Genomic DNA, 23,060 nt, shown 5'->3' with positions numbered 1-23,060 from the left:
CAATCCTCCCCTGGCCGTCCCGCTTCGCTCGCGGGGGCTGCATTGTTTCCCAGTAGACAATATTTTCGCCACGAGTCAATGTGGCGCTCGCAACGGACATGGATAGGAGGAGACATGACCGGGCAAGACAGCACTGTCACCCTCTGGGAGCCCTCGGTGCGGAGCGAAACCCGCGACGACGGCTCGATCCTCGTCTGGCAGGAGGAGCCCCTTGGCGCGTTTCCCCGCTGCATGACGGAACGATTCATGCACTGGGCCGAGACGGAGCCGGACCGAGTGTGGATGGCCGAGCGCGGCGCGGACGACGCCTGGCAGAAGACCACCTACGCCGAGGGGGCGCGGTCTATCGAGGGGATCGGCACCGCGCTCGTGGAAATGGGTCTCACGCCCGAACGGCCGCTCCTGATTCTCTCCGCCAACTCGGTGAGCCACGCGCTCATGGCGCTCGGGGCCCAGCACGTCGGCGTGCCCTCCGCGGCGCTCGCCCCGGCCTATGCGCTCGCGGGCGGTGACTACCTAAAGTTGCGCGACATCGCCGAGCAGCTGACGCCCGGCCTGATCTTCGCGGAGGAGGCGGAGCCCTTCGCCCCCGCGATCCGCGAGATCTTCGGCGACGACGTTCCCGTCGTCACCGTGTCCGGCACGGTCGAGGGGCGGCAGACCTTCAACTTCGCAGACCTCGCCGCGACCGAGCCCACGCAGGCCATGCGCGACGCCCATGCCGCGGTGGGTCACGACACCGTTGCCAAGTTCCTCTTCACCTCCGGCACCACCGGTTCCCCGAAGGCGGTGATCCAGACCCAGCGGATGCTCTGCGCCAATCAGCAGATGATCCGCCAATGCTACGCCTTCATGGCCGAGACTCCGCCCGTCGTGGTCGACTGGGCGCCCTGGAACCACACCGCCTCGGGCAACAAGGTCTTCAACCTCGTCATCTACAACGGCGGCACCTTCTGGCTGGACGAGGGCAAGCCCTCGCCCAAGCTCATCGGCAAGACCATCCGCAACCTGCGCGAGATCAGCCCGACCTGGTACTTCAACGTGCCGCTCGGCTATCAGATGCTGCTCGACGCGATGGAGACGGACCCGGCCCTGCGCGAGACCTTCTTCAAGCGGGTCGAGATGCTGATGTACGCGGGCGCGGGCATGTCCCAGCCGGTCTGGGACCGGATCACCCGCGTCGCCGAAGAGGCCGTGCCGGGGGGCGTGCTGCTCTGCACGGGCTTCGGCTCGACCGAGACGGGGCCCTTCGCGCTCATGTGCACCGACCGCGAGGCGACGGCGGGCAACGTCGGCATCCCGGCCCACGGCGTGACTTTCAAGCTCGCGCCCATGGGCGACAAGATGGAGGGCCGCGTGAAGTCGCCCTCGGTCACGCCCGGCTACTGGCGCAACAAGGAACTGACGCAGGACGCCTTCGACGAGGAGGGCTTCTACCGCTTCGGCGATGCCTTCCGGTTCTGGGAAGAGGGCCGGCCCGAGCGGGGCTTCGCCTTCGACGGGCGACTCGCCGAGAATTTCAAGCTGGCCTCGGGCACCTGGGTCGCGGTCGGCCCGCTCAGGGCGCAACTCACCAACGATCTCAAGGGCCTGGCGAGCGACGTTGTCATCGCGGGTGAAGATCACTACGAGCTCGGCGCCCTCGTGGTGCCCGACTGGGACGCCCTGCGCGGGATCGCGGGCGAGACCCTGGAGGGCGAGGACCTGCTCGCGCATCCCAAGGTCCGCGAACGGGCGGCCGAGATGCTGGCCGACCACGCGCGCCGCGCGACCGGTTCGGCCACCCGTGTGCGGCGTATGCTCTTTCTCGAGGCGCCGCTCTCCTTCGACCGGGGCGAGGTGACCGACAAGGGCTCGATCAACCAGCGCGCCGTCCTGCGCAACCGGCAGGACCTCGTCGAGCGGCTCTGGTCCGACGACCCGCGCCTGATCTCGCTCGCGACCGAGGGGGCGGGCTGATGGAGATTGCCGGACAGCACATCCTCGTCACCGGTGCCGCCTCCGGGCTGGGCGCCGCCACGGCGCGGGAGCTCGCCTCGGCGGGCGCCGCGGTGACCGTCCTCGACCGCAGCGCGGAGGCGGCGGAGCGGATGGCGGAGGAACTCGGCGGGCGGGCCATCGCGGGCGACGTGACCGACCCGGAGATCGGCGCGCAGATCGACGGGGCGATCGAGGCGCTGGGGCCGCTGCGCGGCCTCGTGAACTGCGCGGGCATCGGCACCGCCGCCCGGATCGCCGGCCGGGAGGGGCCGATGCCGCTGGAGGACTTCGAGCGGGTGATCCGCGTGAACCTCGTCGGCACCTTCAACATGCTCCGCCTCGCCGCCGACCGGATGACGACGCTCGACCCGCTGCCCACCGGCGAGCGCGGGGCGGTGGTCAACACCGCCTCGGTCGCCGCGCAGGACGGGCAGATCGGGCAGGCGGCCTATGCCGCCTCGAAGGGCGGGATCGTCTCGCTCGCGCTGCCCGCCGCGCGGGAGCTCGCCCGTTTCGGCATCCGGGTGAACACCGTGGCCCCGGGCATCTTCCGGACGCCGCTTCTGGAGGAACTGCCGGAGGAGGTGCAGAGGGGCATCGCCGCCTCGATCCCCTTCCCGCAGCGGCTGGGAGAGCCCGAGGAATTCGCGCGGACCGTGCGGTTCTGCCTCGAGAACGCCTACCTCAACGCCGAGGTGATCCGGCTGGACGGGGCCGTCCGCCTGCCGCCGAAATGACCGGGCCGGTCGCCGTCTCCGACCTGCTGGCCGCGACGCCCGGCTGGGCAGAGCGCGCGGGGTCCGCCGGGCTCGACGCAACGGACGTGGCGCAGTTCCTCGCGGAGGCGGAGCGGCTCGCCGCCGACCTGACGCCGCTGGGCGACCGCGCCGACCGGGAAGGCTGCCGTCTCGAGGCGGGCCGGGTGCGCACGCCGGAGGGCTACCCCGAGACCTACGCCCGCCTGGGCGCGGATGGCTGGATCGCGCCGGACATCGCGCCCGAGCTGGGCGGTCTCGGCCTGCCGCTCGCGCTGCACGCGGCGATGACGCTCCCGCTGGAAGCCGCAGCGGCCCCGTTCCTCATGGCTGCGGCCGCGAGCCGGGCAGGGGCGCACCTGCTCTCGCAGACGGCGCCGGACCTCGCCGGGACCTGGGCGCCAAGGCTCGCCTCGGGCGACTGGGCCGCCACCATCTGCATGTCCGAGCCGGACGCCGGCTCCGACGCCGGACGCATCCGCACCCGCGCGACGCGGGACGGGGAGGGCTGGCGGATCGAGGGGACCAAGTGCTGGATCTCCTTCGGCGACCAGGACATGACGGCCCGCATCGGTCACCTGCTGCTCGCCCGGACCGGGCCGATGGAGCAGGGGACCCGCGGGCTCTCGCTCTTCCTCGTGCCGGACCGTGACGAGGCGGGCGCGCGCGCCCCGATCACGGTCGGGCGGATCGAGGAGAAGCTGGGTCTGCATGGGTCGCCCACCTGCACCCTGGCCTTCGCCGGCGCGCCGGCCGCGCTCATCGGCGAGGAGGGGTGGGGCGTGCCGTTGCTCTTCCACATGATCGAGCGGATGCGGCTGCAGGTCGGCGTCCAGGGCGCGGGGATCGCGCGCCGGGCCGCCACGCTCGCCCGGGGCTACGCCGAGGAGCGGCGGCAGGGCGGTGATCCGGCCGCGCCGCCTGTGCCGATCGTCCGCCATCCCGACGTGCGCCGCCAGCTCACGGCGCTCGACGCCGGGGCCTCGGTCCTGACCGCGCTCGTGCTGGAGCTGGGCGTGCTGCTGGAGGGCTCGGAGGAGGACCGCGCGCTGGCCGCCTTTCTCCTGCCTCTCGCCAAGACCTTCGGAGGCGAGGGCGCGAGCGCGGGGGCGGACGGCGCGATCCAGGTGCTCGGCGGGGCGGGTTACACCTCTGAATGGCCGGCGGAACGGCTGCTGCGCGATGCGCGGATCCTGACGATCTACGAGGGCACGACCGGGATGCAGGCGCAGGACCTGACCCTGCGGCGCATCCGGAAGGACGAGGGGCGGACCGCGGCGCTGCTCGATGCCCGGGCGCGGGCCGAGATCGCCGGCTGCGGAGATGAGAGGGCCGCTTCGGCCGCCACCGAGGTTCTCGACCGCTTTGCCAAGCTCGTCCGGGACTCGATGAAGGCGGAGGGGGAGCGGCTCCTCCTCTCCGCGGACGGCATGCTGCGCGCGGCCTGGGTCGCGGTGGAGAGCTGGCTCGCCTGCCGGATGATCGGCCTCGGCGAGGATGCCGCCACTCAGGCCCGGTTCCTGCTGCACAACGCCCCGGCCCGCATGGCGCTGGCCGAGGCGCAGGCGAGCCTGCCGCCGGACACGGTGGCCTAGCCCGCGACGACGCCCCAGAGCAGGCGCAGTGCGATGATGACCAGAAGCCCCATGATGATGCGGTCGAAGGTCGTCTTGCCCACCTTGCGCCCGATCCAGTCGCCCACCGGCATGCCCGCGAAGAGCGGGATGCAGGCCACCAGCGCCACGGCGAGCCGCGGCCCTGTCAGGATCCCGAGACCGATGAGCGTCGGGAGCTGCACGGAGGCCATGGCGATGAAGAAGACCGAGACGGTGCCGATGAAGACCTCGCGCGGGATACGCAGGGCGTTGAGGAAGGTCAGGGAGACCGGCGCCGATATCCCCGCCGCCCCCTGCAGGACCCCCGCCGCGAGACCCACGGGGACGACGATCTTCTGCCCGCGCTCGAGGCCGAGCGACCAGTCGGGCCGCATCAGGCGGAAGACGACGTAGACGATGGTGAGGACGGCGACCGTGCCGGTCAGCAGTCCCTCGGGGAGGGTGGCGAGCATCACCGTACCGACGAAGGCCCCCAACATGGTCGCGAGGACCAGCGGCACCATGAAGCGCCGGGGCAGGATGTGCGCGCGGTATTGCCAGCCCTGCACGATGTTCGACAGCAGGGCGGGCAGGGCGAAGACCGCCACCGCGAAGCGCACGTCGTGGTAGAGCGCGAGGATGGGAATGGCGATGACGGGTGTGCCCGCGCCGATCGCGCCCTTGAGGATCCCGCCCAGGGCAAAGGCGATCATCGCCATCACGAGGCCTTCTTCGAACATCGCACTCCTCCGATTCGCGGTTCGGTATACAGTTTTTCCCGATCCGCCGCGATTTTCCTGCTTGAACCCGCTCTCCTGCGGGATACTGTATACAGCGAAGGAAGGGAGCCTTCGCCGACGACCGGGAGGAGTCATGACGAGCCAGGATCGGAATGCCCGGTTCGCACGCGCGCTCATCGAGCTGCGCTCGCTGATCCTCAAGGGTGAATTCGCCGCCGGCGACCGGTTGGCCGAGACCGGCCTCGCCGAGCGTCTCGGGCTCTCGCGCACGCCCCTCCGGCAGGCGATGGACCGGCTTGTCGACGAGGGGCTCCTGGAGCGGATCGAGACCGGCGGCTGCCGCGTCGCCTCCTTCGGGATGGACGATATCCTCGACGCCATCGAGCTGCGCGGCGTCATGGAGGGCACGGCGGCCCGGCTCGCCGCCGAACGGGGCGCGGATCCCGATCTCGCGGCCCGGATGGAAGAGGTGACCGACGCGCTCGAAGTGGCCGTCGACCCCGATCGTTTCGACTTCCGCGCCTACGTCCGGCTCAACGCCGAATTCCACGACATCCTCGCTCATCTCGCCGGCTCGCCCATCGTCGCGCGCGAGGTGGAGCGGGCCTGCCGCCTGCCGGTGGCCTCGCCCACCGCCTTCCTGCAGGGGCAGGAGGTGATCCCCGATTTCCGCGACAGCCTGCTGCGCGCCCAGGTCCAGCACCGGGCGCTCACCCAGGCCATCGCCGCGCGCGAGGGCGCCCGGGCCGAGGCCCTGGCCCGCGAGCACGCCCGGCTCGCCCGCGAGAATTTCCAATACGTGATGATGAAGAAGCCGGATCTCGCCGCGCGCGTGCCCGGTCTCTCCCTTGTCGCGCCCTGAAACACCCGTCACTGTAACCCCTTGGGAGGAAGAGAAATGCCCAGCCTCAGCGATGCCATCGCGAAACATGCCAACCCGGTGGAGATGCTCCGCAACAGCCGGATCGGCATGTATGTCTATCCGGTCGTGGCGCCGGAATTCACCAACTGGCGCGACGAGCAGAAGGCCTGGCGCGACAGCGCGGTGCTCTTCGACCAGTCGCACCACATGGACGAGCTCATCGTCGAGGGCCCCGACGCCGAGGCCTTCCTCGCGCATGTCGGCATCAACGGCTTTTCCAACTTCGACCTGAACCGTGCCAAGCACTTCGTTCCGGTCACGCCGAACGGCCACGTCATCGGCGACATGATCATCTTCCGCGAGCGCGAGGACAAGTTCATCCTCGTGGGCCGCGCGCCCACCGCCAACTGGACCAAGTTCCAGGCCGCCATCGGCAAGTGGAAGGTCCGCCTGCTGCACGATCCGCGCTCGCCCTCGCGCCCCGACGGCGAGCGGGTCCTGCGCACCCACTACCGCTACCAGATCCAGGGCCCCGAAGCGCCGAAGATCTTCGAGAAGATCAACGGCGGTCCGGTTCCGGACATCAAGTTCTTCCACGTCGACTGGATCAACGTGGGCAATCGCCGCGTGCAGGCGCTGCGCCACGGCATGGCCGGCGCGCCGGGCCTCGAGATCTGGGGCCCCTACGCGGACAAGCACTACATCGAGAGCACGATCCTGCAGGCGGCCCGCGACGTGGGCGTCGAGATCCACCAGGTGGGCTCGCGCGCCTATTCCACGAACACGCTGGAATCCGGCTGGATCCCCTCGCCGCTGCCCGGCATCTACACCGGTGACGGCATGCTGGCCGACTACCGCGACTGGCTCGGCGCCGAGAGCTACGAGGCCAACGGCACCATCGGCGGCAGCTTCGTGAGCGACAACATCGAGGACTACTACGTCAATCCCTTCGAGCTGGGCTACGGCTTCTACATCGGCTGGAAGAAGGACGACTTCGTCGGCAAGGCGGCCCTCGAGAAGATGAAGGACGCCCCCTCCAACCGGAAGAAGGTCACCTTCGAGTGGAACGCCGAGGACGTGCTCAAGGTCATCGGCTCGGCCTTCGATCCGACCCGCGAGCGTCCCTACAAGTGGATCGACTTCCCGCAGCCGAACTACGCCTCGTCCTCCGCGGACATGGTGATGCACGGCGACAAGATGGTCGGCATGTCCATGTTCAACGGCTATTCCTACAACGAGCGCTGCGTGCTGTCGCTCGGCGTGGTGGACCAGAGCGTCGAAGTGGGCGATGTCCTGACCATGAAGTGGGGCGAACCCGACGAGACGCAGAAGACTTCGGCCGAGCGTCACGACCAGGCCGAGATCCGGGTGCGTGTCTCGCCGACGCCGTACTCGACCGAGGCGCGCGAGAGCTACGCCGCCGACAGCTGGCGGACCAAGGCGGAGTAACGCGCCGCCGCTGAAGAGAAGGAGCGGGCCGGCCCTCGTGGTCCGGCCCCTCTGCCAGGAGAAACCTGTTTCCAGGGAGGAACACAGATGAAGATGACGAGCCTCAAGGCGACCCTTCTGGGCGCCGCGCTGGTTGCGCCGCAGATCGGCGCCGCCGAAACGCTGAGCTTCGCCCACTGGGTGCCGCCGCAGCACACGCTGACCGCGTCGACCATCGAGCCCTTCGCCGAGGGCGTGGGCGAGGCGACCGACGGCGAACTCGAAGTCGAGGTCTACCCCGGCGGCGAGCTGGGCGCCGGCCCGCTCGAGCAGTACGTCCGCGTCGTCCAGGGCGTGGCCGACATCGTCTGGGGCCTGCAGGGCTACACCTCCTCGCAATTCCCGAAGACCATGGTCGCCGAGCTTCCGGGCGTCGTCACCGACGAGCGCCGCGGCTACGAGGTGATCTGGGACGCCTGGGATGCGGGCCTGCTGCAGGACGAGTATCCCGGCACCAAGCCGCTCGCCCTTTGGACCTCCGAGCCCAACATCTTCATCATGAAGGACCACGAGATCCGCACCCCCGCCGATCTCGAGGGCCTGAAGATCCGCGTGTCCGGCTCGGTCTCCGGCGACATCATCGAGGAACTGGGCGCGATCCCGGTCCAGATGCCCGCGGGAGAGATGTACAACGCCCTGCAGACCGGCCTGATCGACGGCATCGTCACCGGCACCTCCGCCGTGGGCGACTTCCGTCTCGACGAGGTGGCGAACTCCTACACCTACGGCGCGCCGCTGGGTCAGATCGCCTTCTACGTCGTGATGAACCAGGAGCGCTTCGACGGCCTGCCGGAGAACATGCAGGCGGCCATCGAGGAGAACTCCGGCCGCAGCCTGTCGCAGTCCGCCGAAGAGGGCTGGCTGCAGAAGACCGACGAGGTTCGCACCGCCATCGAGGAGACCGGCGACAACACGATCATCGACCTCACCGAGGAAGAGATCGCGGCCTTCGGCGACATCACCCTGCCGGTGACCGAGAACCGCGTTGCCGAGATCGACGGTCAGGACGTCTATGACGCGATGACCGGCGACGAGGGCATGTAAGCATGCTGGTCACCCTCAGGAAACTCGCGGACGGGCTGATCCGCATCGCCGCGATGGTCGCGGCGGTGGCTCTCATCTTCGAGCTGGGGGTGATCCTTGTCGACGTGACGGGGCGCTTTTTCGGCGCCCCGCTCACCGGCGCTCAGGATCTTTCGACGATGTCGATGGCGATCCTGGTCTTCGGCGCCATGGCGCTCTGCGACCGGGTCGGCGGGCATGTCTCCGTCGACGTCTTCGAGCGCAAGTTCCCCGACTGGCTGAACTACGCCGCCGACGTCGTTTCGGCGCTCTTCGGCGCCGCCGTCTTCGCCGGCATCGCCTGGACGGTCTACGACAGCGCCGGGCTGAGCCAGATGCTCAACTTGCGCACCAACATCATCGACCTGCCCAAGTGGTGGTTCCAGTGGGCGGTCGTGGCCTTCTCCGTGGTCACGGCGCTCGGCATGGCGCTGCGGGTGGTCGAACTCATCGTCACCGGAGAGCGGGCCGAGCCCCTCCGGACCGAGGGTGCCAACGAATGAGCAGCGAACTGATCGGTTTCCTGGGGATCCTCGTCCTCTTCGTCCTGCTCGTCCTGCGCATCCCCGTGGCGATCGCCATGTTCGTCGTGGGCTTCGGCGGAGTCGCCATCCTCAATTCCTGGAGCGCGGCGGAATCCCTGCTCGCCTCCGAGAGCTTCACGCTCGCCTCGCGGCAGGAGCTCGTCGTCGTCCCGCTCTTCATCCTGATGGGCAACGTGGCCGCCGCCACCGGCATGAGCCGCAGGCTCTACGACGCGGCCTACGCCATCATCGGCCAGCTGAAGGGCGGTCTCGCCTCGGCCACCATCGTCGGCTGCGGCGGCTTCGCGGCGCTCTCTGGCTCCTCGGTCGCGGCGGCGCTGACCATGGGCAAGGTCTCTCTCGCCGAGATGGACCGCTTCGGATACGACAGCAAGCTCGCCACCGGCTCGGTCGCCGCGGGGGGCACGCTGGGCATCCTGATCCCGCCCTCCACGGGTTTCGTGATCTACGCCATCCTCGCGCAGGAATCGATCGGACGGCTCTTCGTGGCGGGCGTCCTTCCGGGCCTGCTGCTGCTCTCGCTCTTCGTGGCGACCGTGACGATCATGTGCATGATCAAGCCCTCGCTCGCCCCCGCGGGCCCGAGCACCTCGACCTCGGAAAAGGGCCGGGCGCTGCTGGGCGCCTTCCCGATCATCGCGGTGATCCTGCTGACCATCGGCGGCATCTACGGCGGCATCTTCTCGCCCGTCGAGGCGGCCGCCGTCGGCGCGGGCCTCATCATCGTGGCGGCGCTCATCGAGCGGACGCTCACGCCCCGGCTCTTCTGGGAGGCCTGCAAGGACTCGGTCGTCACGACGGCGACCGTCATGCTGATCCTGATCGCGGCCCACCTCATCAACCCCTTCCTGGCCCTCAGCCAGGTGCCGACGGCGGTGGGCGAGTTCCTGACCAACATCCAGGTCCCCGCGCTCGGCGTCCTGGCCCTCATCCTGCTCAGCTACCTCGTGCTCGGCTGCTTCCTCGAAGGCTTCGCCATGCTCGTGCTGACCATGCCGATTTACTACCCGGTGATCCTGCAGCTCGGCATCGACCCGATCCTCTTCGGCGTGCTCGTGGTCCTGGTGCTCGAGATGGGGCTGATCTCGCCGCCGGTGGGGATCAACGTCTTCATCGTCAAATCCGTGGCCCCGAAGGTCCCGCTCGGCGACATCTTCATCGGTGTGCTGCCCTTCTGGTTCGCCATGTTCGTCTGCCTCGCGCTGCTCGTGGCCTTCCCGCAGATCGCACTGATCCTGCCAAACACAATGTTCGACTGACAAAGGAGACGCCCCGTGCCCATCCGCTCCCCCAAGACCCCCGAGGCGGCGCAATGACCTCCTACGTCCTGAGCCTGTCCTGCGTCGACGCCATGGGGATCGTGGCCGACGTGGCCTCGGCGCTCGCCGGGGCCGGAGGCAACATCACCGAGGCGCAGCAGTTCGACGACGCCGAGAGCAACCTCTTCTTCATGCGCGTGGCCTTCGACGCCGAGGCCGACGTCGAGACCCTGCGCGGCGCCTTCGGCGCGGTCGCCCAGCGGCGCGGCATGGACTGGAAGCTGCGCCCGGCGAGCGAGCGGCAGAAGGTGCTGCTCATGGTCTCGAAGTTCGACCACTGCCTGGGCGACCTGCTCTACCGCTGGCGGATCGGCGAGCTGGGGATGGAGCCCGTCGCCATCGTCTCCAACCACCCGCAGGAGGTGCTGCAGCTCACGGTGGACCGCGGCATTCCCTACTACCACCTGCCGGTCACGCGCGAGACGAAGCCCGACCAGGAGGCCCGCATCAAGGAGATCGTCGAGGAGACCGGCGCCGACCTCGTGGTGCTGGCCCGCTACATGCAGGTCCTCTCCGACGACATGTCGGCCTGGCTCTCGGGGCGGTGCATCAACATCCACCACTCCTTCCTGCCGGGCTTCAAGGGCGCCAAGCCCTACCACCAGGCCTACGAGCGGGGGGTGAAGATGATCGGCGCGACCGCGCACTTCGTCACCGCCGACCTCGACGAGGGCCCGATCATCGCCCAGGATGTGGAGCCGGTGACCCATGTCGACAGCCCCGAGGACCTCGTCCGCAAGGGCCGGGACATCGAGCGCCGGGTCCTCGCCCGGGCGGTTGGCTGGTTCCTCGAGGACCGGGTCTTCGTCAACCGGCACAAGACCGTCGTCTTCCAGGACTGACGGCGCCGGAGGGGAGGGGGCATGACAGAGAGATACGACGAGGGCATGAAGACGCGGCGCCGCATTCTCGGCGACGCCCATGTCGACCGCGCGGAGGCGCAGAAGGAAGAGCTCGACCTCGCCTTCCAGCAGCTCATCACCGAGGGCGCCTGGGGCACCGTCTGGTCCTCGGACGGCATCAGCGACCGGGAGCGGTCGATGCTCACGCTCGCGCTGCTCGCGGCGCTCGGAAATTTCGACGAGATCCCGATGCACGTCCGGGCCACCCGCCGCACCGGCGCGAGCCCGCAGGACATCGCGGAAGCGCTGCAGCACGTGGCGATCTACGCGGGCGTGCCCCGCGCGAACCACGCGCTCAAGCTCGTCAAGGCGACACTGAAGGAAATGGAGACCGAAGATGACTGACGCGGGACGTCTCATCCCACGGGATCGCACGGCGCATCCCGACCCCTACGACCCTGGCTACAAGACCTCGGTCCTGCGCTCGCCGAACCAGGCGCTGCTGTCGATGGAATCGACCCCGACCGAGGAGTGGGGCCCGACCTTCGGCCACGACCAGCTCGGGCCGCTGGACAACAACCTGATCCTCAACTGGACCAAGGGCGAGGCCCCGGCGGTCGGCGAGCGGATCCTCGTGCACGGCCATGTCCTCGACGAACTGGGCAAGCCCGTGCCGCATACGCTTGTCGAGGTCTGGCAGGCCAACGCGGGCGGGCGCTACCGCCACCACAAGGACACCTACTTCGCGCCGCTCGACCCGAACTTCGGCGGCTGCGGCCGGACGATCACCGACGAGAACGGCTACTACCAGTTCATGACGATCAAGCCCGGCGCCTATCCCTGGCCCAACCGCGGCAACGACTGGCGGCCGGCGCATATCCACTACTCGATCTTCGGGCACAGCTTCGGCCAGCGGCTGATCAGCCAGATGTACTTCGAGGGCGACCCGCTGATGCGCTACTGTCCGATCTTCCACACTGTGAAGGACCGCGGCCAGCTCGACTCCCTCGTCGCGCCGCTCGACATGACCATGTCGCGCCCGCTCGACTACCTGACCTACAAGTTCGACATCGTGCTGCGCGGCCGCCGCCAGACGATGTTCGAGAACAAGCCGGAGGGCCTCTGACATGGTACAGCCGCTGACCCGCCTTCGCGAAACCCCCTCGCAGACCGCCGGTCCCTACGTCCACATCGGCCTGATGCCGACCTATGCCGGCAATCCCGGCTCGGTGGAAAAGGAGGTCGGCACCAGCCCGATCACCGAGGCCGCCAAGGGCGAACGGATCGAGATCACCGGCACCGTCTCCGACGGCACCGGCTGGGTCCTGCGCGACGCGATGATCGAGAGCTGGCAGGCCGATGCCGAGGGCCTCTACGCCGGGCAGGAGGGCGCCGACCCGGGCGTCCCCGGCTTCTGCCGCTTCGGCGCCCATGCCGAGACCGGCCTCTGGACGCTCTCCACGATCAAGCCGGGCACGGTGAAGCTGCCCGACGGACGGGTGCAGGCGCCGCATATCGCGCTCTGGATCGTTGCGCGCGGCATCAACATCGGCCTGATGACCCGCATCTACTTCGAGGACGAGGAAGAGGCGAACGCGGCCGACCCCGTCCTGATGCGGATCGAGCAGCGTCCGCGCGTCGAGACGCTCCTCGCCAAGAAAACGGGGGACGGAGCCTACCGCTTCGACATCCGCCTGCAGGGCGAGGGCGAAACCGTCTTCCTCGATCTCTGAGGGAGGCGGCATGGCGCTCTCTCCCCTCGACAGCGCCCTCTGGCGCGGCCTTCTGGGTAGCGCCGGAGCCGATGCGCTGATGGGGGACAGCGCCCTGCTCGCCGCCATGGTGCGGGTCGAGGCTGCCCTGGCAGAGGCCTGCGCCGAGGTCGGGCTGATCCCGGCCGAAGCCGGTCCGGGCATCGCCAAGGCCCTCGCCGAGGTCGCGCCCGACCCCGCCGACCTCGCCGAGGGCACCGCCCGCGACGGTCTGCCGGTGCCCGAGTTGGTGCGCGTCCTGCGCGAGCGGCTTGGGCCCGACCTCGGCCAGTACCTCCACTGGGGCGCGACGTCGCAGGACATCCTCGACACCGCGACGGTTCTTCAGGCCCGCGCGGCGGCGGAGACGCTCGACGCCGGACTGGCCGCGATCCTGGCGCGCCTCGCCGAGCTCGCGGGCCAGGAGGCCGAGACGGTCATGCCCGCGCGCACCCGGACGCAGATCGCGCTGCCCACGACCTTCGGCGCGGTGGCGGCGGTCTGGGGCAGGGGGCTCGCCAGCGCCCGCGCCCGGCTGGCCCGGGAGGCGAGCCAGATGGCGCGCCTCTCGCTGCACGGCGCGGCGGGCACCGGCGCGGCATTCGGCGACAAGGGACCCGCGCTGCGGAACGCCCTCGCAACCCGCCTTGGACTCGCGACGGACGGCCTCCCCTGGCACAGCCGGAGAGAGGACCTCTCCGCCTTCGCCACGGCCCTTGCAGGCGCCGCCACGAGCCTCGGCCACATCGTTGCCGACATCGCCTTTCACGCCGGGACGGACGTGGGCGAGATCACCGTGGCTGGGGGCGGTTCGTCCACCATGCCGCACAAGGCCAACCCCGTCCGTGCCGAGGCTGCCCAGAGCCTCGCGCGCCACGCGGTGAGCCTCGCCGCCGACATGCAACGCGCCGCCGTCCATCCGCTCCAGCGCGACGGCGCGGCGCTCGGGCTCGAATGGCTCAGCCTCGCGCCGCTACTCGGCGCGACGGATGCCGCGAGCGGGCATGTCGCGGGCCTGCTGGCCGACCTCAGGACCAACCCCGACCAGATGCGCGCGAACCTCGCCGCCGTGGGCTTCGGCCCCTATTCCGAGGCCGCGACCTTTGCCCTCGCGGCCACCATGCCGCGCCCCGACGCCACCAAGGAGGTCAAGCGTGCGCTGGCCGCCGAGGACCCCCTCGCGCATCTCCGGGCAGAGCACCCGGAGATCGACTGGGACCGCGTCACGGACCCGCTTACCGCCGCCGGCGAGGCCCCCGCCCAGGCGCGCGCCTTCGCCGCCGATCCGCAGGAGACCCCATGAAGACGCAAGTCGCGATCATCGGCGGAGGCCCCGCCGGACTGCTGCTCTCGCAATTGCTCGACCTCGAGGGCATCGAGAGCGTCGTGCTCGAACGCCGCTCGAAGGACTACGTCCTCGGCCGCATCCGCGCCGGGGTGCTGGAGGCGGGCACGGTCCGCGTTCTTACCGAGGCGGGCGTGGGCGACAGGCTCGCGCGCGAGGGGCTCCCGCACGACGGCTTCGAGATCAGCTGGTTCGACGAGCGCCTGCGGCTCGACCTCACCGGCCTCACCGGCAAACCCGTGACCGTCTACGGTCAGACCGAGGTCACCCGCGACCTCTATGCCGCCCGCGAGGCGCGGGGCGGGGCGGTGATCGACGAGGCGGAGGTGAAGCGGATCGAGGGCATCGACACCGACGCCCCCACCGTCGTCTACGAGAAGGACGGAAAGGAACACCGGCTCGACTGCCGCTTCGTCGCGGGCTGCGACGGCTTCCACGGTCCCGCCCGGAAGGCGATCCCGGAGAGCCACAGGCGCGACTTCACCCGCGATTACCCCTTCGGCTGGCTGGGCCTTCTTTCCCGCACTCCGCCCGCCGCGCACGAGCTGATCTACGCGACCCACGAGCAGGGCCTCGCTCTCTGCTCCATGCGGTCGGAGGAGGTCAGCCGCTACTACGTGCAGGTGCCGATGACCGAGAAGGTCGAGGACTGGCCGGCCGAGCGGTTCTGGGAGGAACTGAAGTCCCGCCTGCCGTCCGATGTGGCCGCCGGCCTGCAAACGGAAGGAGAGGTGCTGGAGATGTCCATCGCGCCGCTCCGCTCCTTCGTGACCGAACCCATGCGCCACGGCTCGCTCTTCCTCGCCGGGGACGCGGCGCACATCGTTCCGCCCACCGGTGCCAAGGGACTGAACCTCGCGGTCTCTGACGTGCACTACCTGCACCGTGCGCTGACCCGGTTCTTCAACGAGGGCACCTCCGAGGGCATCGACAGCTACTCCGGGACGGCGCTTGCCCGCGTCTGGAAGACCGAGCGTTTCTCCTGGTGGATGACCTCGATGCTCCACGTCTTCCCCGAGATCGACGACTTCGGACGGCGTATGCAGAAAGCCGAGTTCGACCGCCTGACCGGTTCCGAGACGGCGCGCCGCGACCTCGCCGAAAATTACGTCGGCCTGCCGTTCTGACCGGCGGGTCGCCCGCGCATCGGGCAGCCGCCGCCAAATCAGGCACTCCTCTACCTCACCCCGGACCCGCCGCCTTGCCGGAACCGCCGACAGGGCTAGGCATTGTGTTATCAAGGGACGGTGAGCGCCCGCGCCGGCGCCGCCAGAGAATTAGTGGAACGGAGACAGGCATGCCGGCAAACAAGGGCCGCGCAGCAGCCGGGGCATCTCTCGGGGAACTCGCCGCGTGCAGGATCGCAATCCAGACCGTTGATCCGGAGATCGACGGGGGCCGGTTCGCTGCAAAGACCGTCGCGGGATGGCCGATGACCATCACCGCGGAGATTTTCGGCGACGGGCACGAGGTCATCGCCGCCGCGGTGGAGCTGCCCGACGGGACAGAGGTCCCGATGACCAAGGAACTCAACGACATCTGGTCGGCGGAGGTCACCTTTCCGCAGGTCGGTTCCGCGCATTTCACGATCTCTGCCTGGCGCGACCTCTGGGGCACCTGGGCGCGCGACACCCGCAAGAAGATCGACGCGGGCCAGGACGTCTCGGTCGAACTGGAAGAGGCCAGGGGGATCATCGCCCAGGCCAAGGCCCCGCGCGGCCAGAGCTCGGTGAAGAAGGCCCTCGACAAGGCCGCGAAGTCCGGCGACGCCGAGGCGCTGCTCTCCGGCGAAACCTTGGAGCTCATGGGCCGGATCGGACCCCGCGCCAATCTCACCCGCACGACCGAGAAGCCGGTCTGGGTCGACCGCGAGCGCGCCGCCTTCTCGGCCTGGTACGAGCTCTTTCCCCGCTCCACGGGCGCGCCCGGCGTTCACGGCACCTTCCGGGACGTGATCGACCGGCTCGACTACGTGCGCGACCTGGGCTTCGACGTGCTCTACTTCACGCCGATCCACCCGATCGGCACGACCAACCGCAAGGGCAAGAACAACACCCTGACGGCCGAGCAGGGAGACGTGGGCTCCCCCTATGCCATCGGCTCCCCCGAGGGCGGCATGGACGCCGTGCACCCCGACCTCGGCACGCTCGAGGACTTCGACGCGCTGGTCGAGGCGGCGGGCAGGAAGGGCCTCGAGATCGCGCTCGACATCGCGCTGAACGCCTCGCCGGATCACCCCTGGATCAAGGAGCACCCCGACTGGTTCGAGCGGCGGCCCGACGGCACCATCAAGTACGCCGAGAACCCGCCGAAGAAGTACGAGGATATCGTCAACTTCCGCTACTACATGGAGGACGGCAGTCCGAACGCGCCCTTCTGGGAGGCGATCCGCGACCTCTTCCTGTTCTGGATCGGGCACGGGGTCACGATCTTCCGTGTGGACAACCCCCACACCAAGCCCTTCCCCTTCTGGGAATGGATCATCGCCGAGGTCCGCCGGACCTGCCCCGAGGCGATCTTCCTGTCCGAGGCCTTCACCCGGCCCAAGGTGATGAAGCGGCTCGCCAAGGTGGGCTTCAACCAGAGCTACACCTACTACACCTGGCGCAATACCGGCCCCGAGCTGCAGGAGTATCTCACCGAGCTGACGACGGAGGAGTGCCGCCACTACATGCGGCCGAATTTCTTCGTGAACACGCCCGACATCAATCCGGTCTTCCTGCAGTATTCCGGACGCCCAGGCTTCCGCACGAGGCTGCTCATGGCGGCCTCGCTCTCGGGCAATTACGGGATGTATTCGGGCTTCGAGCTCTGCGAGTCCGAGGCGCTGCCGGGCAAGGAGGAGTATCTCGACTCCGAGAAGTACGAGCTGCGCCACCGCGACTTCGACGCGCCGGGGCACATCAAGGACGACATCCGCCTGATCAACCGCCTGCGCGCCGAGAACCCGGCAATGAAGGACTTCCTCAACCTCAAGTTCTTCCCCGCCCACGACGACCGCGTCCTCTACTACGGCCGCTTCGACGAGAAGAGCCGCAACTACCTGCTCTTCCACGTTCTCGTGGACCCCTTCGGCGGCGCCGAGTTCGGCTTCGAGGTCCCGCTCTGGGAGTTCGGCCTGCCCGACCTCGGCTCCATCGAGGTCGAGGACGCGATCCACGGCAACCGTTTCACCTGGCACGGCAAGGACCATACCCTGATGCTCGACCCGCAGGAGCGACCCTACGCGATCTGGAAGCTGCACCCGCCGGGAGGCGCGCAATGAGCATCGTGGACAAGGACCTCCTCAGCCCCGATCCCGTCGCCGAGGCGCCTGACTGGTACAAGGACGCGGTGATCTACCAGATCCACGTCAAGGCCTTCCAGGACAGCAACGGCGACGGCGTGGGCGACTTCGCGGGCCTCATGCAGCGGCTCGATCACGTGCAGGAGCTGGGCGCGACGGCGGTCTGGCTGCTGCCGTTCTATCCGTCGCCCCTGCGCGACGACGGCTACGACATCGCCGAGTACAAGGAGATCAACTCCTCCTACGGCACGATGGAGGATTTCCAGGGCTTCGTGGACGAGGCCCACCGCCGCGGGCTCAAGGTCATCACCGAGCTGGTCATCAATCACACGAGCGACCAGCACGAGTGGTTCCAGCGCGCCCGCAACGCCCCCAAGGACTCGCCCGAGCGGGACTTCTACGTCTGGTCCGACGACCCGACCAAGTGGATGGACAAGACGCGGGTCATCTTCAACGACACCCACGACAGCAACTGGTCCTGGGATCCGGTGGCCGAGCAGTTCTACTGGCACCGCTTCTTCGATCACCAGCCGGACCTCAACTTCGACAACCCCGAGGTCCTGCGGCAGGTGCTCGACGTCATGCACTTCTGGCTTGAGAAGGGCGTGGACGGCCTGCGGCTCGACGCGATCCCCTACTTGGTGGAGCGCGACGGCACCAACAACGAGAACCTTCCCGAGACCCACGACGTCCTCAAGGCGATCCGCGCCGACCTCGACCAGCACTTCGAGGGCAAGATGCTGCTCGCGGAGGCCAACCAGTGGCCCGAGGACACGCGCCCCTACTTCGGCGAGGGCGACGAGTGCCACATGGGCTTCCACTTCCCGCTGATGCCGCGGATGTACATGGCCGTGGCGCAGGAGGACCGCTACCCGATCACCGACATCATCCGGCAGACGCCCGCGATCCCGGAAAACAGCCAGTGGGCGATCTTCCTGCGCAACCACGACGAGCTCACGCTCGAGATGGTGACGGACCGCGAGCGCGACTACCTCTGGGAGACCTACGCCTCGGACAAGCGCGCCCGGATCAACATGGGCATCCGCCGCCGCCTCGCGCCGCTGCTGCAGAACGACCGGCGCAAGATCGAACTGCTGAACTCGCTTCTCTTTTCCATGCCCGGCACGCCGGTGATCTATTACGGCGACGAGATCGGCATGGGCGATAACTACTACCTCGGGGACCGCGACGGCGTGCGCACGCCGATGCAGTGGTCCGCCGACCGCAACGCGGGCTTCTCCCGCGCCAACCCGCAGCAGCTCTACCTGCCCACCGTGCAGGATCCCGTGCACGGCTACGAGGCGATCAACGTCGAGGCGCAGCAGCATTCGCCGAGCTCGCTGCTGAACTGGATGAAGCGCATGATCGCCGTGCGCCAGCGGCACGACCTCTTCGGCCGCGGCGAGATCGACCTGCTTTATCCGAAGAACCGCAAGGTGCTCGCCTACATCCGCCGCCACGGCGACGAGGCGGTACTCTGCGTGGCCAACCTCTCGCGCCAGGCGCAGGCGGCCGAGATCGACCTTTCCGCCTTCGAGGGACGCGTGCCGGTGGAGCTCACCGGCCAGTCGCCCTTCCCGCCGGTGGGCGAGTTGCCCTACCTGCTGACGCTGCCCGCCTACGGCTTCTACTGGTTCCTGCTGGCGGACGAGGACGAGGCCCCCTCATGGCATACCCCCTATACCCAGATGCTGCCTGATCTCGTGACCCTCACCACGCGCACGGGGACGATCTCCAGCGCGCTGACCGATGCCACCTCCGCCGACTTCCGGCGCCAGACCCTGCGCGACTACCTGCCGCTGCAGCGCTGGTTCGCCGCCAAGGAGGGCCGGATCGACAGCGTGGCCCTGCGCCAGCTGGCCGAGATCGATGGCCGCCACATGCTCTCTGTCGTCGATGTGACCGTGGGCGGCACCGAGCAGCGCTACTTCCTGCCGCTCTCCGCCGTCTGGGGCGAGGACAACCTCACCCTCGGTCCGCGCCTGCCCGCGACGCTCGCCAAGCTGCGCCGCGCCAACCAGGTGGGCGCCATCGTCGACGGCGCCGTCGACGAGGACATGGCCAACCGGATGCTGGAGGCACTCAAGGAGGGCCGCACGCTGGACGCCGGCGACGAGGGCAGGGTGGTCTTCGACCGTACCGACCGGCTCGACGCCGCCGCCGAGGACGCGGGCGACCCGCGCCTGCTCTCGGCCGAGCAGTCCAACGCCTCCATCGCCTTCTCCGACAAGGTGATCCTCAAGCTCTACCGCCGCCTGCAGACCGGCGTTCAGCCCGATATCGAGGTCGCGCGCTTCCTGACGGAAGAGACCGACTTCGAGGCGACGCCGCCGCTGCTGGGCACGGTCGACTGGGTCGATGCCGAGGGAGAGGTCACGACGCTCGCCGCGGCGTCGGAGTTCGTCCGCAACCAGGGCGACGCCTGGACCTATGTCACCGAGGCGCTCGACCGCGACATGGAGCGGGCCGAGACCACCGACCCGGAGACCTACACCGAGGACGAGGAGGTCGTCATGGGCGGTCCGCTCGACCTCGGCGCGGTTCTCGGCCGCCGGACCGCCGAGTTGCACCGCGCGCTCGCCAGCGGCGAGAGCGGCGGCGCCTTCGGGCTCGAACCGCTGAACGAGGACGACCTCGCGACGCTGGCCGAAGAGGTGAAATCCGAGGTCTCCTCGGTTCTCGACCGTCTCTCCTCCCGCGTGAGCGCGCTGGAGGACGGGCCCAGGGCGCTCGCCGAGGCGCTGCTGGACCGGCGCGCGGACCTGACCGAGCGGATCGACCGCGTGACGCGGCTGTCGCCCTCCGGCGGGCAGAGCCGGATCCACGGCGACTACCACCTGGGCCAGGTCCTCGTGGTGCAGACAGACGTGATGATCATCGACTTCGAGGGAGAGCCCACCCGCTCCCTCGCCGAACGCCAGGCCAAGACCTCGCCGCTCCGCGACGTGGCGGGGATGCTGCGCAGCTTCGACTACGCGCTCTGGTCCACCGTCCGCCGCCGGCTGGAGCTCGGCGCCGACGCCGAACGCACCTTCGCCGGCGTCGAGGGCTGGCGACAGGTCACCCAGGGCGCCTTCCTCGATGCCTACCGCGAGACCATGGCGGGCGCCGAGGTCCATCCCTCCGACGCGGAGTTCGAGCAGGCTCTGCTCGACCTCTTCCTCATCCAGAAGGCCGCCTACGAGATCGGCTACGAGATGGCGATGCGTCCCGACTGGATCGACATCCCGCTGCGCGGCCTCTTGGCACTCATCGAAGACACGGGAGATACCCAGTGACGGCCACGACCTATCCCGAGACCGCACCGCCGGCCGCCGAGATCGAGGCGATCCTGCGCGGCCAGACCGGCGACCCGTTCCGCCATCTCGGCATGCACCAGCCCGAGGGGAAGGGACCCGTCACCGTCAACGTCTTCGCGCCGGACGCCACCGAGGTCGAGGTGCTCGACGCCAAGGGCAAGAGCGTGGCACCGCTGGAGCGGATCGACCCGGAGGGCTTCTTCCACGGCACAATGGCCCGCAAGCGCAAGCGTTTCGACTACCGGCTCAAGCTGCGCAACGCGGCCGGGCACGAGTGGGAACTGCGCGACCCCTATGCCTTCGGCCCGGTGATGGGCGAACTCGACGAATACCTGCTGGGCGAGGGGCGGCACGAGGAGCTCTACCGCCGCCTCGGCGCGCATCCCGTCACCCACGAGGGCGTCGAGGGCACGAGCTTCGCCGTCTGGGCGCCCAATGCCCGGCGGGTCTCGGTCGTCGGCCACTTCAACGCCTGGGACGGTCGCCGCCATCCAATGCGCCGCCGCGGCGCGACCGGTGTCTGGGAGATCTTCCTGCCCGGGATCGGCCCGGGCGAGACCTACAAGTACGAGATCGTCGGCGCCTACGGGCACCTGCAGCCGCTCAAGGCCGACCCGGTCGGCTTCTACGCCCAGAACCCGCCGGAGACGGCCTCCATCGTGCACGGCATGCCGCGCCATGAGTGGACCGACGACGGCTGGATCGAGGCCCGCGCGACCGACCAGCGCAAGGAGCCGATCTCGATCTACGAGGTCCACCTCGGAAGCTGGCGCCGGACCCTCGAGAACGAGATGCTGAACTACGCGGATCTCGCGGACCAACTGATCGACTACGTCGGCGAGATGGGCTTCACCCACGTCGAGTTCCTGCCGGTCTCCGAGCATCCCTTCTCCGGCTCCTGGGGCTATCAGCCGGTGGGTCTTTTCGCGCCCACCTCGCGCTTCGGCGACCCCGAGGATTTCGCCCGGATGGTCGACAAGCTGCACAACGCCGGGATCGGCGTCATCGTGGACTGGGTGCCGGCGCACTTCCCGACCGACGCCCACGGCCTCGGCCAGTTCGACGGCACCGCGCTCTACGAGCACGCCGACCCGCGGCAGGGCTTCCACAAGGACTGGAACACGCTGATCTACAATTTCGGGCGGCAGGAGGTCGCGAACTTCCTGCGCAGCTCGGCGATCTACTGGCTCAAGGAGCTGCACATCGACGCCCTGCGGGTCGATGCCGTGGCCTCGATGCTCTACCTCGACTACTCGCGCAATGACGGCGAGTGGGTGCCCAACCGCTACGGCGGACGAGAGAACCTCGATGCCATCGACTTCCTCAAGGGGGTGAACCAGGCCTCGCACGACTACGCGCAGGGCGCGCAGACCATCGCCGAGGAAAGCACCGCCTGGCCCGGCGTGAGCCGGCCGGTCTCCGAGGACGGCCTGGGCTTCGACTTCAAGTGGAACATGGGCTGGATGCACGACACGCTCAGCTACATGGCGCAGGACCCGATCCACCGGCGCTACCACCATCACCACATGACCTTCGGGCTGGTCTACGCCTTCTCCGAGAACTTCGTGCTGCCGCTCAGCCACGACGAGGTGGTGCACGGCAAGGGCTCGATGCTGAACAAGATGCCCGGCGACCGCTGGCAGAAGTTCGCGAACCTGCGCGCCTACTACGGCTTCATGTGGGGCCACCCGGGCAAGAAGCTGCTCTTCATGGGCGGCGAGTTCGGCCAGGAGCGGGAATGGAACCACGACCAGTCGCTCGACTGGCACCTGCTGGACGATCCGCACCACGACGGCCTGCGCAAGCTCGTGCGCGATCTCAACGGCTTCTACCGGGCCGAGCCGGGACTGCACCGCCTCGATTGCGCGCCGGAAGGCTTCGACTGGATCGAGGGCGGCGACACCGAGAACAACGTCTTCTCCTTCCTCCGTAAGGGAGAGGAGGGGGATACGCCGGTGGTCGTCGTCTCGAACATGGCCCCCGTCGTGCGCGAGGGCTACCGCATCGGCGTTCCGCAGGGCGGCACCTGGCGCGAGAGGCTCAACACGGATGCCGCGGCGTACGGCGGTTCAGGAACCGGGAACGGAGGCACGCTTCGTGCATTGGAGGAGGGGCTTCATGGTCAGCCGGCCGCGCTGTCGCTGACCCTGCCGCCACTCGCCACGATTTTCCTCACCCCGGAGTAACACCG

General features: G+C 69.0%; 18 protein-coding genes. 17 read left to right on the top strand and 1 reads right to left on the bottom strand.

Annotation, left to right across the window (positions count from 1 at the left end; translation table 11 throughout):
* Positions 1 to 114: 114 nt before the first annotated feature.
* From F3S47_RS10035 to F3S47_RS10025, 3 genes are read left to right on the top strand one after another with little or no spacing between them, the layout of a single operon-like run.
* A complete protein-coding gene (locus tag F3S47_RS10035; RefSeq protein ID WP_150445137.1) occupies positions 115 to 1,959 on the top strand; it encodes a feruloyl-CoA synthase in 1,845 nt (614 codons plus the stop codon).
* The gene (locus tag F3S47_RS10030; protein ID WP_150445136.1) at positions 1,959 to 2,717 is read left to right on the top strand and encodes an SDR family NAD(P)-dependent oxidoreductase; all 759 of its coding nucleotides are present in this window, start codon (positions 1,959 to 1,961) and stop codon (positions 2,715 to 2,717) included. Before F3S47_RS10035 ends, F3S47_RS10030 begins: the two co-directional genes overlap by 1 nt.
* A complete protein-coding gene (locus F3S47_RS10025; protein ID WP_150445135.1) occupies positions 2,714 to 4,330 on the top strand; it encodes an acyl-CoA dehydrogenase family protein in 1,617 nt (538 codons plus the stop codon). The genes F3S47_RS10030 and F3S47_RS10025 overlap by 4 nt, the downstream gene beginning before the upstream one ends.
* Here the strand turns inward: F3S47_RS10025 and F3S47_RS10020 are convergent.
* Entirely contained in the window at positions 4,327 to 5,070 is a 744-nt protein-coding gene (locus tag F3S47_RS10020) for a sulfite exporter TauE/SafE family protein (protein ID WP_150445134.1), read from the bottom strand. The genes F3S47_RS10025 and F3S47_RS10020 overlap by 4 nt on opposite strands.
* 133 nt (positions 5,071 to 5,203) lie before the next feature.
* Between F3S47_RS10020 and F3S47_RS10015 the strand changes: the two genes are divergently transcribed.
* From F3S47_RS10015 to glgB, 14 genes are all read left to right on the top strand, one after another.
* Positions 5,204 to 5,932, top strand: a complete 729-nt coding sequence (locus tag F3S47_RS10015) for a GntR family transcriptional regulator (RefSeq protein WP_150445133.1) — start codon at positions 5,204 to 5,206, stop codon at positions 5,930 to 5,932.
* Positions 5,933 to 5,968: 36 nt separating this feature from the next.
* Complete coding sequence (gene ligM, locus F3S47_RS10010) at positions 5,969 to 7,381, top strand: vanillate/3-O-methylgallate O-demethylase (protein WP_150445132.1); 1,413 nt, start codon at positions 5,969 to 5,971, stop codon at positions 7,379 to 7,381.
* An 87-nt stretch (positions 7,382 to 7,468) separates the two neighbouring features.
* Positions 7,469 to 8,464: a TRAP transporter substrate-binding protein gene (locus F3S47_RS10005; RefSeq protein ID WP_223877785.1), complete on the top strand. Its 996-nt coding sequence runs from the start codon at positions 7,469 to 7,471 to the stop codon at positions 8,462 to 8,464.
* 2 nt (positions 8,465 to 8,466) lie between these two features.
* Positions 8,467 to 8,985, top strand: coding sequence for a TRAP transporter small permease (locus tag F3S47_RS10000; protein WP_150445131.1), 519 nt, complete (start codon positions 8,467 to 8,469; stop codon positions 8,983 to 8,985).
* On the top strand, positions 8,982 to 10,286 hold the full coding sequence (locus tag F3S47_RS09995) for a TRAP transporter large permease (RefSeq protein WP_150445130.1): 1,305 nt from the start codon (positions 8,982 to 8,984) through the stop codon (positions 10,284 to 10,286). Before F3S47_RS10000 ends, F3S47_RS09995 begins: the two co-directional genes overlap by 4 nt.
* A 53-nt stretch (positions 10,287 to 10,339) precedes the next feature.
* Positions 10,340 to 11,188 (top strand): formyltetrahydrofolate deformylase, encoded by an 849-nt coding sequence (gene purU, locus F3S47_RS09990; RefSeq protein ID WP_150445129.1) that lies wholly within the window; start codon positions 10,340 to 10,342, stop codon positions 11,186 to 11,188.
* Between the two features lie 21 nt (positions 11,189 to 11,209).
* Positions 11,210 to 11,593, top strand: coding sequence for a 4-carboxymuconolactone decarboxylase (gene pcaC / locus F3S47_RS09985; RefSeq protein ID WP_150445128.1), 384 nt, complete (start codon positions 11,210 to 11,212; stop codon positions 11,591 to 11,593).
* Complete coding sequence (gene pcaH, locus F3S47_RS09980) at positions 11,586 to 12,314, top strand: protocatechuate 3,4-dioxygenase subunit beta (protein ID WP_150445127.1); 729 nt, start codon at positions 11,586 to 11,588, stop codon at positions 12,312 to 12,314. Before pcaC ends, pcaH begins: the two co-directional genes overlap by 8 nt.
* A 1-nt stretch (position 12,315) precedes the next feature.
* Positions 12,316 to 12,921 (top strand): protocatechuate 3,4-dioxygenase subunit alpha, encoded by a 606-nt coding sequence (pcaG, locus tag F3S47_RS09975; protein ID WP_150445126.1) that lies wholly within the window; start codon positions 12,316 to 12,318, stop codon positions 12,919 to 12,921.
* 10 nt (positions 12,922 to 12,931) lie between these two features.
* Positions 12,932 to 14,242: a lyase family protein gene (locus F3S47_RS09970; protein ID WP_150445125.1), complete on the top strand. Its 1,311-nt coding sequence runs from the start codon at positions 12,932 to 12,934 to the stop codon at positions 14,240 to 14,242.
* Positions 14,239 to 15,411, top strand: coding sequence for a 4-hydroxybenzoate 3-monooxygenase (pobA, locus tag F3S47_RS09965; RefSeq protein ID WP_150445124.1), 1,173 nt, complete (start codon positions 14,239 to 14,241; stop codon positions 15,409 to 15,411). The genes F3S47_RS09970 and pobA overlap by 4 nt, the downstream gene beginning before the upstream one ends.
* A gap of 170 nt (positions 15,412 to 15,581) precedes the next feature.
* Positions 15,582 to 17,549: an alpha-1,4-glucan--maltose-1-phosphate maltosyltransferase gene (locus tag F3S47_RS09960; protein WP_150445123.1), complete on the top strand. Its 1,968-nt coding sequence runs from the start codon at positions 15,582 to 15,584 to the stop codon at positions 17,547 to 17,549.
* Positions 17,546 to 20,848: a maltose alpha-D-glucosyltransferase gene (treS, locus tag F3S47_RS09955; protein WP_150445122.1), complete on the top strand. Its 3,303-nt coding sequence runs from the start codon at positions 17,546 to 17,548 to the stop codon at positions 20,846 to 20,848. Before F3S47_RS09960 ends, treS begins: the two co-directional genes overlap by 4 nt.
* Positions 20,845 to 23,055: a 1,4-alpha-glucan branching protein GlgB gene (gene glgB, locus F3S47_RS09950; protein ID WP_191090148.1), complete on the top strand. Its 2,211-nt coding sequence runs from the start codon at positions 20,845 to 20,847 to the stop codon at positions 23,053 to 23,055. Before treS ends, glgB begins: the two co-directional genes overlap by 4 nt.
* The last annotated feature ends 5 nt before the right edge of the window (positions 23,056 to 23,060 follow it).

It is taken from the genome of Histidinibacterium aquaticum, from assembly GCF_008710275.1.
In the GTDB taxonomy this organism is placed as follows: Bacteria; Pseudomonadota; Alphaproteobacteria; order Rhodobacterales; family Rhodobacteraceae; genus Oceanicola; species Oceanicola aquaticus.
Note: the sequence above shows the minus strand (reverse complement) of the source record. Positions and strands in the feature narration are given on the sequence as shown.

Excerpts from the sequence above, each read along its gene's own strand:
- F3S47_RS09995 (WP_150445130.1), top strand. The coding sequence starts at position 8,982 with ATGAGCAGCGAACTGATCGGTTTCCTGGGGATCCTCGTCCTCTTCGTC.
- F3S47_RS10000 (WP_150445131.1), top strand. The coding sequence starts at position 8,467 with ATGCTGGTCACCCTCAGGAAACTCGCGGACGGGCTGATCCGCATCGCC.
- purU (WP_150445129.1), top strand. The coding sequence starts at position 10,340 with ATGACCTCCTACGTCCTGAGCCTGTCCTGCGTCGACGCCATGGGGATC.
- F3S47_RS10015 (WP_150445133.1), top strand. The coding sequence starts at position 5,204 with ATGACGAGCCAGGATCGGAATGCCCGGTTCGCACGCGCGCTCATCGAG.
- F3S47_RS10020 (WP_150445134.1), bottom strand. The coding sequence starts at position 5,070 with ATGTTCGAAGAAGGCCTCGTGATGGCGATGATCGCCTTTGCCCTGGGC.
- F3S47_RS10025 (WP_150445135.1), top strand. The coding sequence starts at position 2,714 with ATGACCGGGCCGGTCGCCGTCTCCGACCTGCTGGCCGCGACGCCCGGC.
- F3S47_RS09970 (WP_150445125.1), top strand. The coding sequence starts at position 12,932 with ATGGCGCTCTCTCCCCTCGACAGCGCCCTCTGGCGCGGCCTTCTGGGT.
- F3S47_RS10035 (WP_150445137.1), top strand. The coding sequence starts at position 115 with ATGACCGGGCAAGACAGCACTGTCACCCTCTGGGAGCCCTCGGTGCGG.
- F3S47_RS10030 (WP_150445136.1), top strand. The coding sequence starts at position 1,959 with ATGGAGATTGCCGGACAGCACATCCTCGTCACCGGTGCCGCCTCCGGG.
- treS (WP_150445122.1), top strand. The coding sequence starts at position 17,546 with ATGAGCATCGTGGACAAGGACCTCCTCAGCCCCGATCCCGTCGCCGAG.
- F3S47_RS09960 (WP_150445123.1), top strand. The coding sequence starts at position 15,582 with ATGCCGGCAAACAAGGGCCGCGCAGCAGCCGGGGCATCTCTCGGGGAA.
- pobA (WP_150445124.1), top strand. The coding sequence starts at position 14,239 with ATGAAGACGCAAGTCGCGATCATCGGCGGAGGCCCCGCCGGACTGCTG.
- pcaH (WP_150445127.1), top strand. The coding sequence starts at position 11,586 with ATGACTGACGCGGGACGTCTCATCCCACGGGATCGCACGGCGCATCCC.
- F3S47_RS10005 (WP_223877785.1), top strand. The coding sequence starts at position 7,469 with ATGAAGATGACGAGCCTCAAGGCGACCCTTCTGGGCGCCGCGCTGGTT.
- pcaC (WP_150445128.1), top strand. The coding sequence starts at position 11,210 with ATGACAGAGAGATACGACGAGGGCATGAAGACGCGGCGCCGCATTCTC.
- pcaG (WP_150445126.1), top strand. The coding sequence starts at position 12,316 with ATGGTACAGCCGCTGACCCGCCTTCGCGAAACCCCCTCGCAGACCGCC.
- ligM (WP_150445132.1), top strand. The coding sequence starts at position 5,969 with ATGCCCAGCCTCAGCGATGCCATCGCGAAACATGCCAACCCGGTGGAG.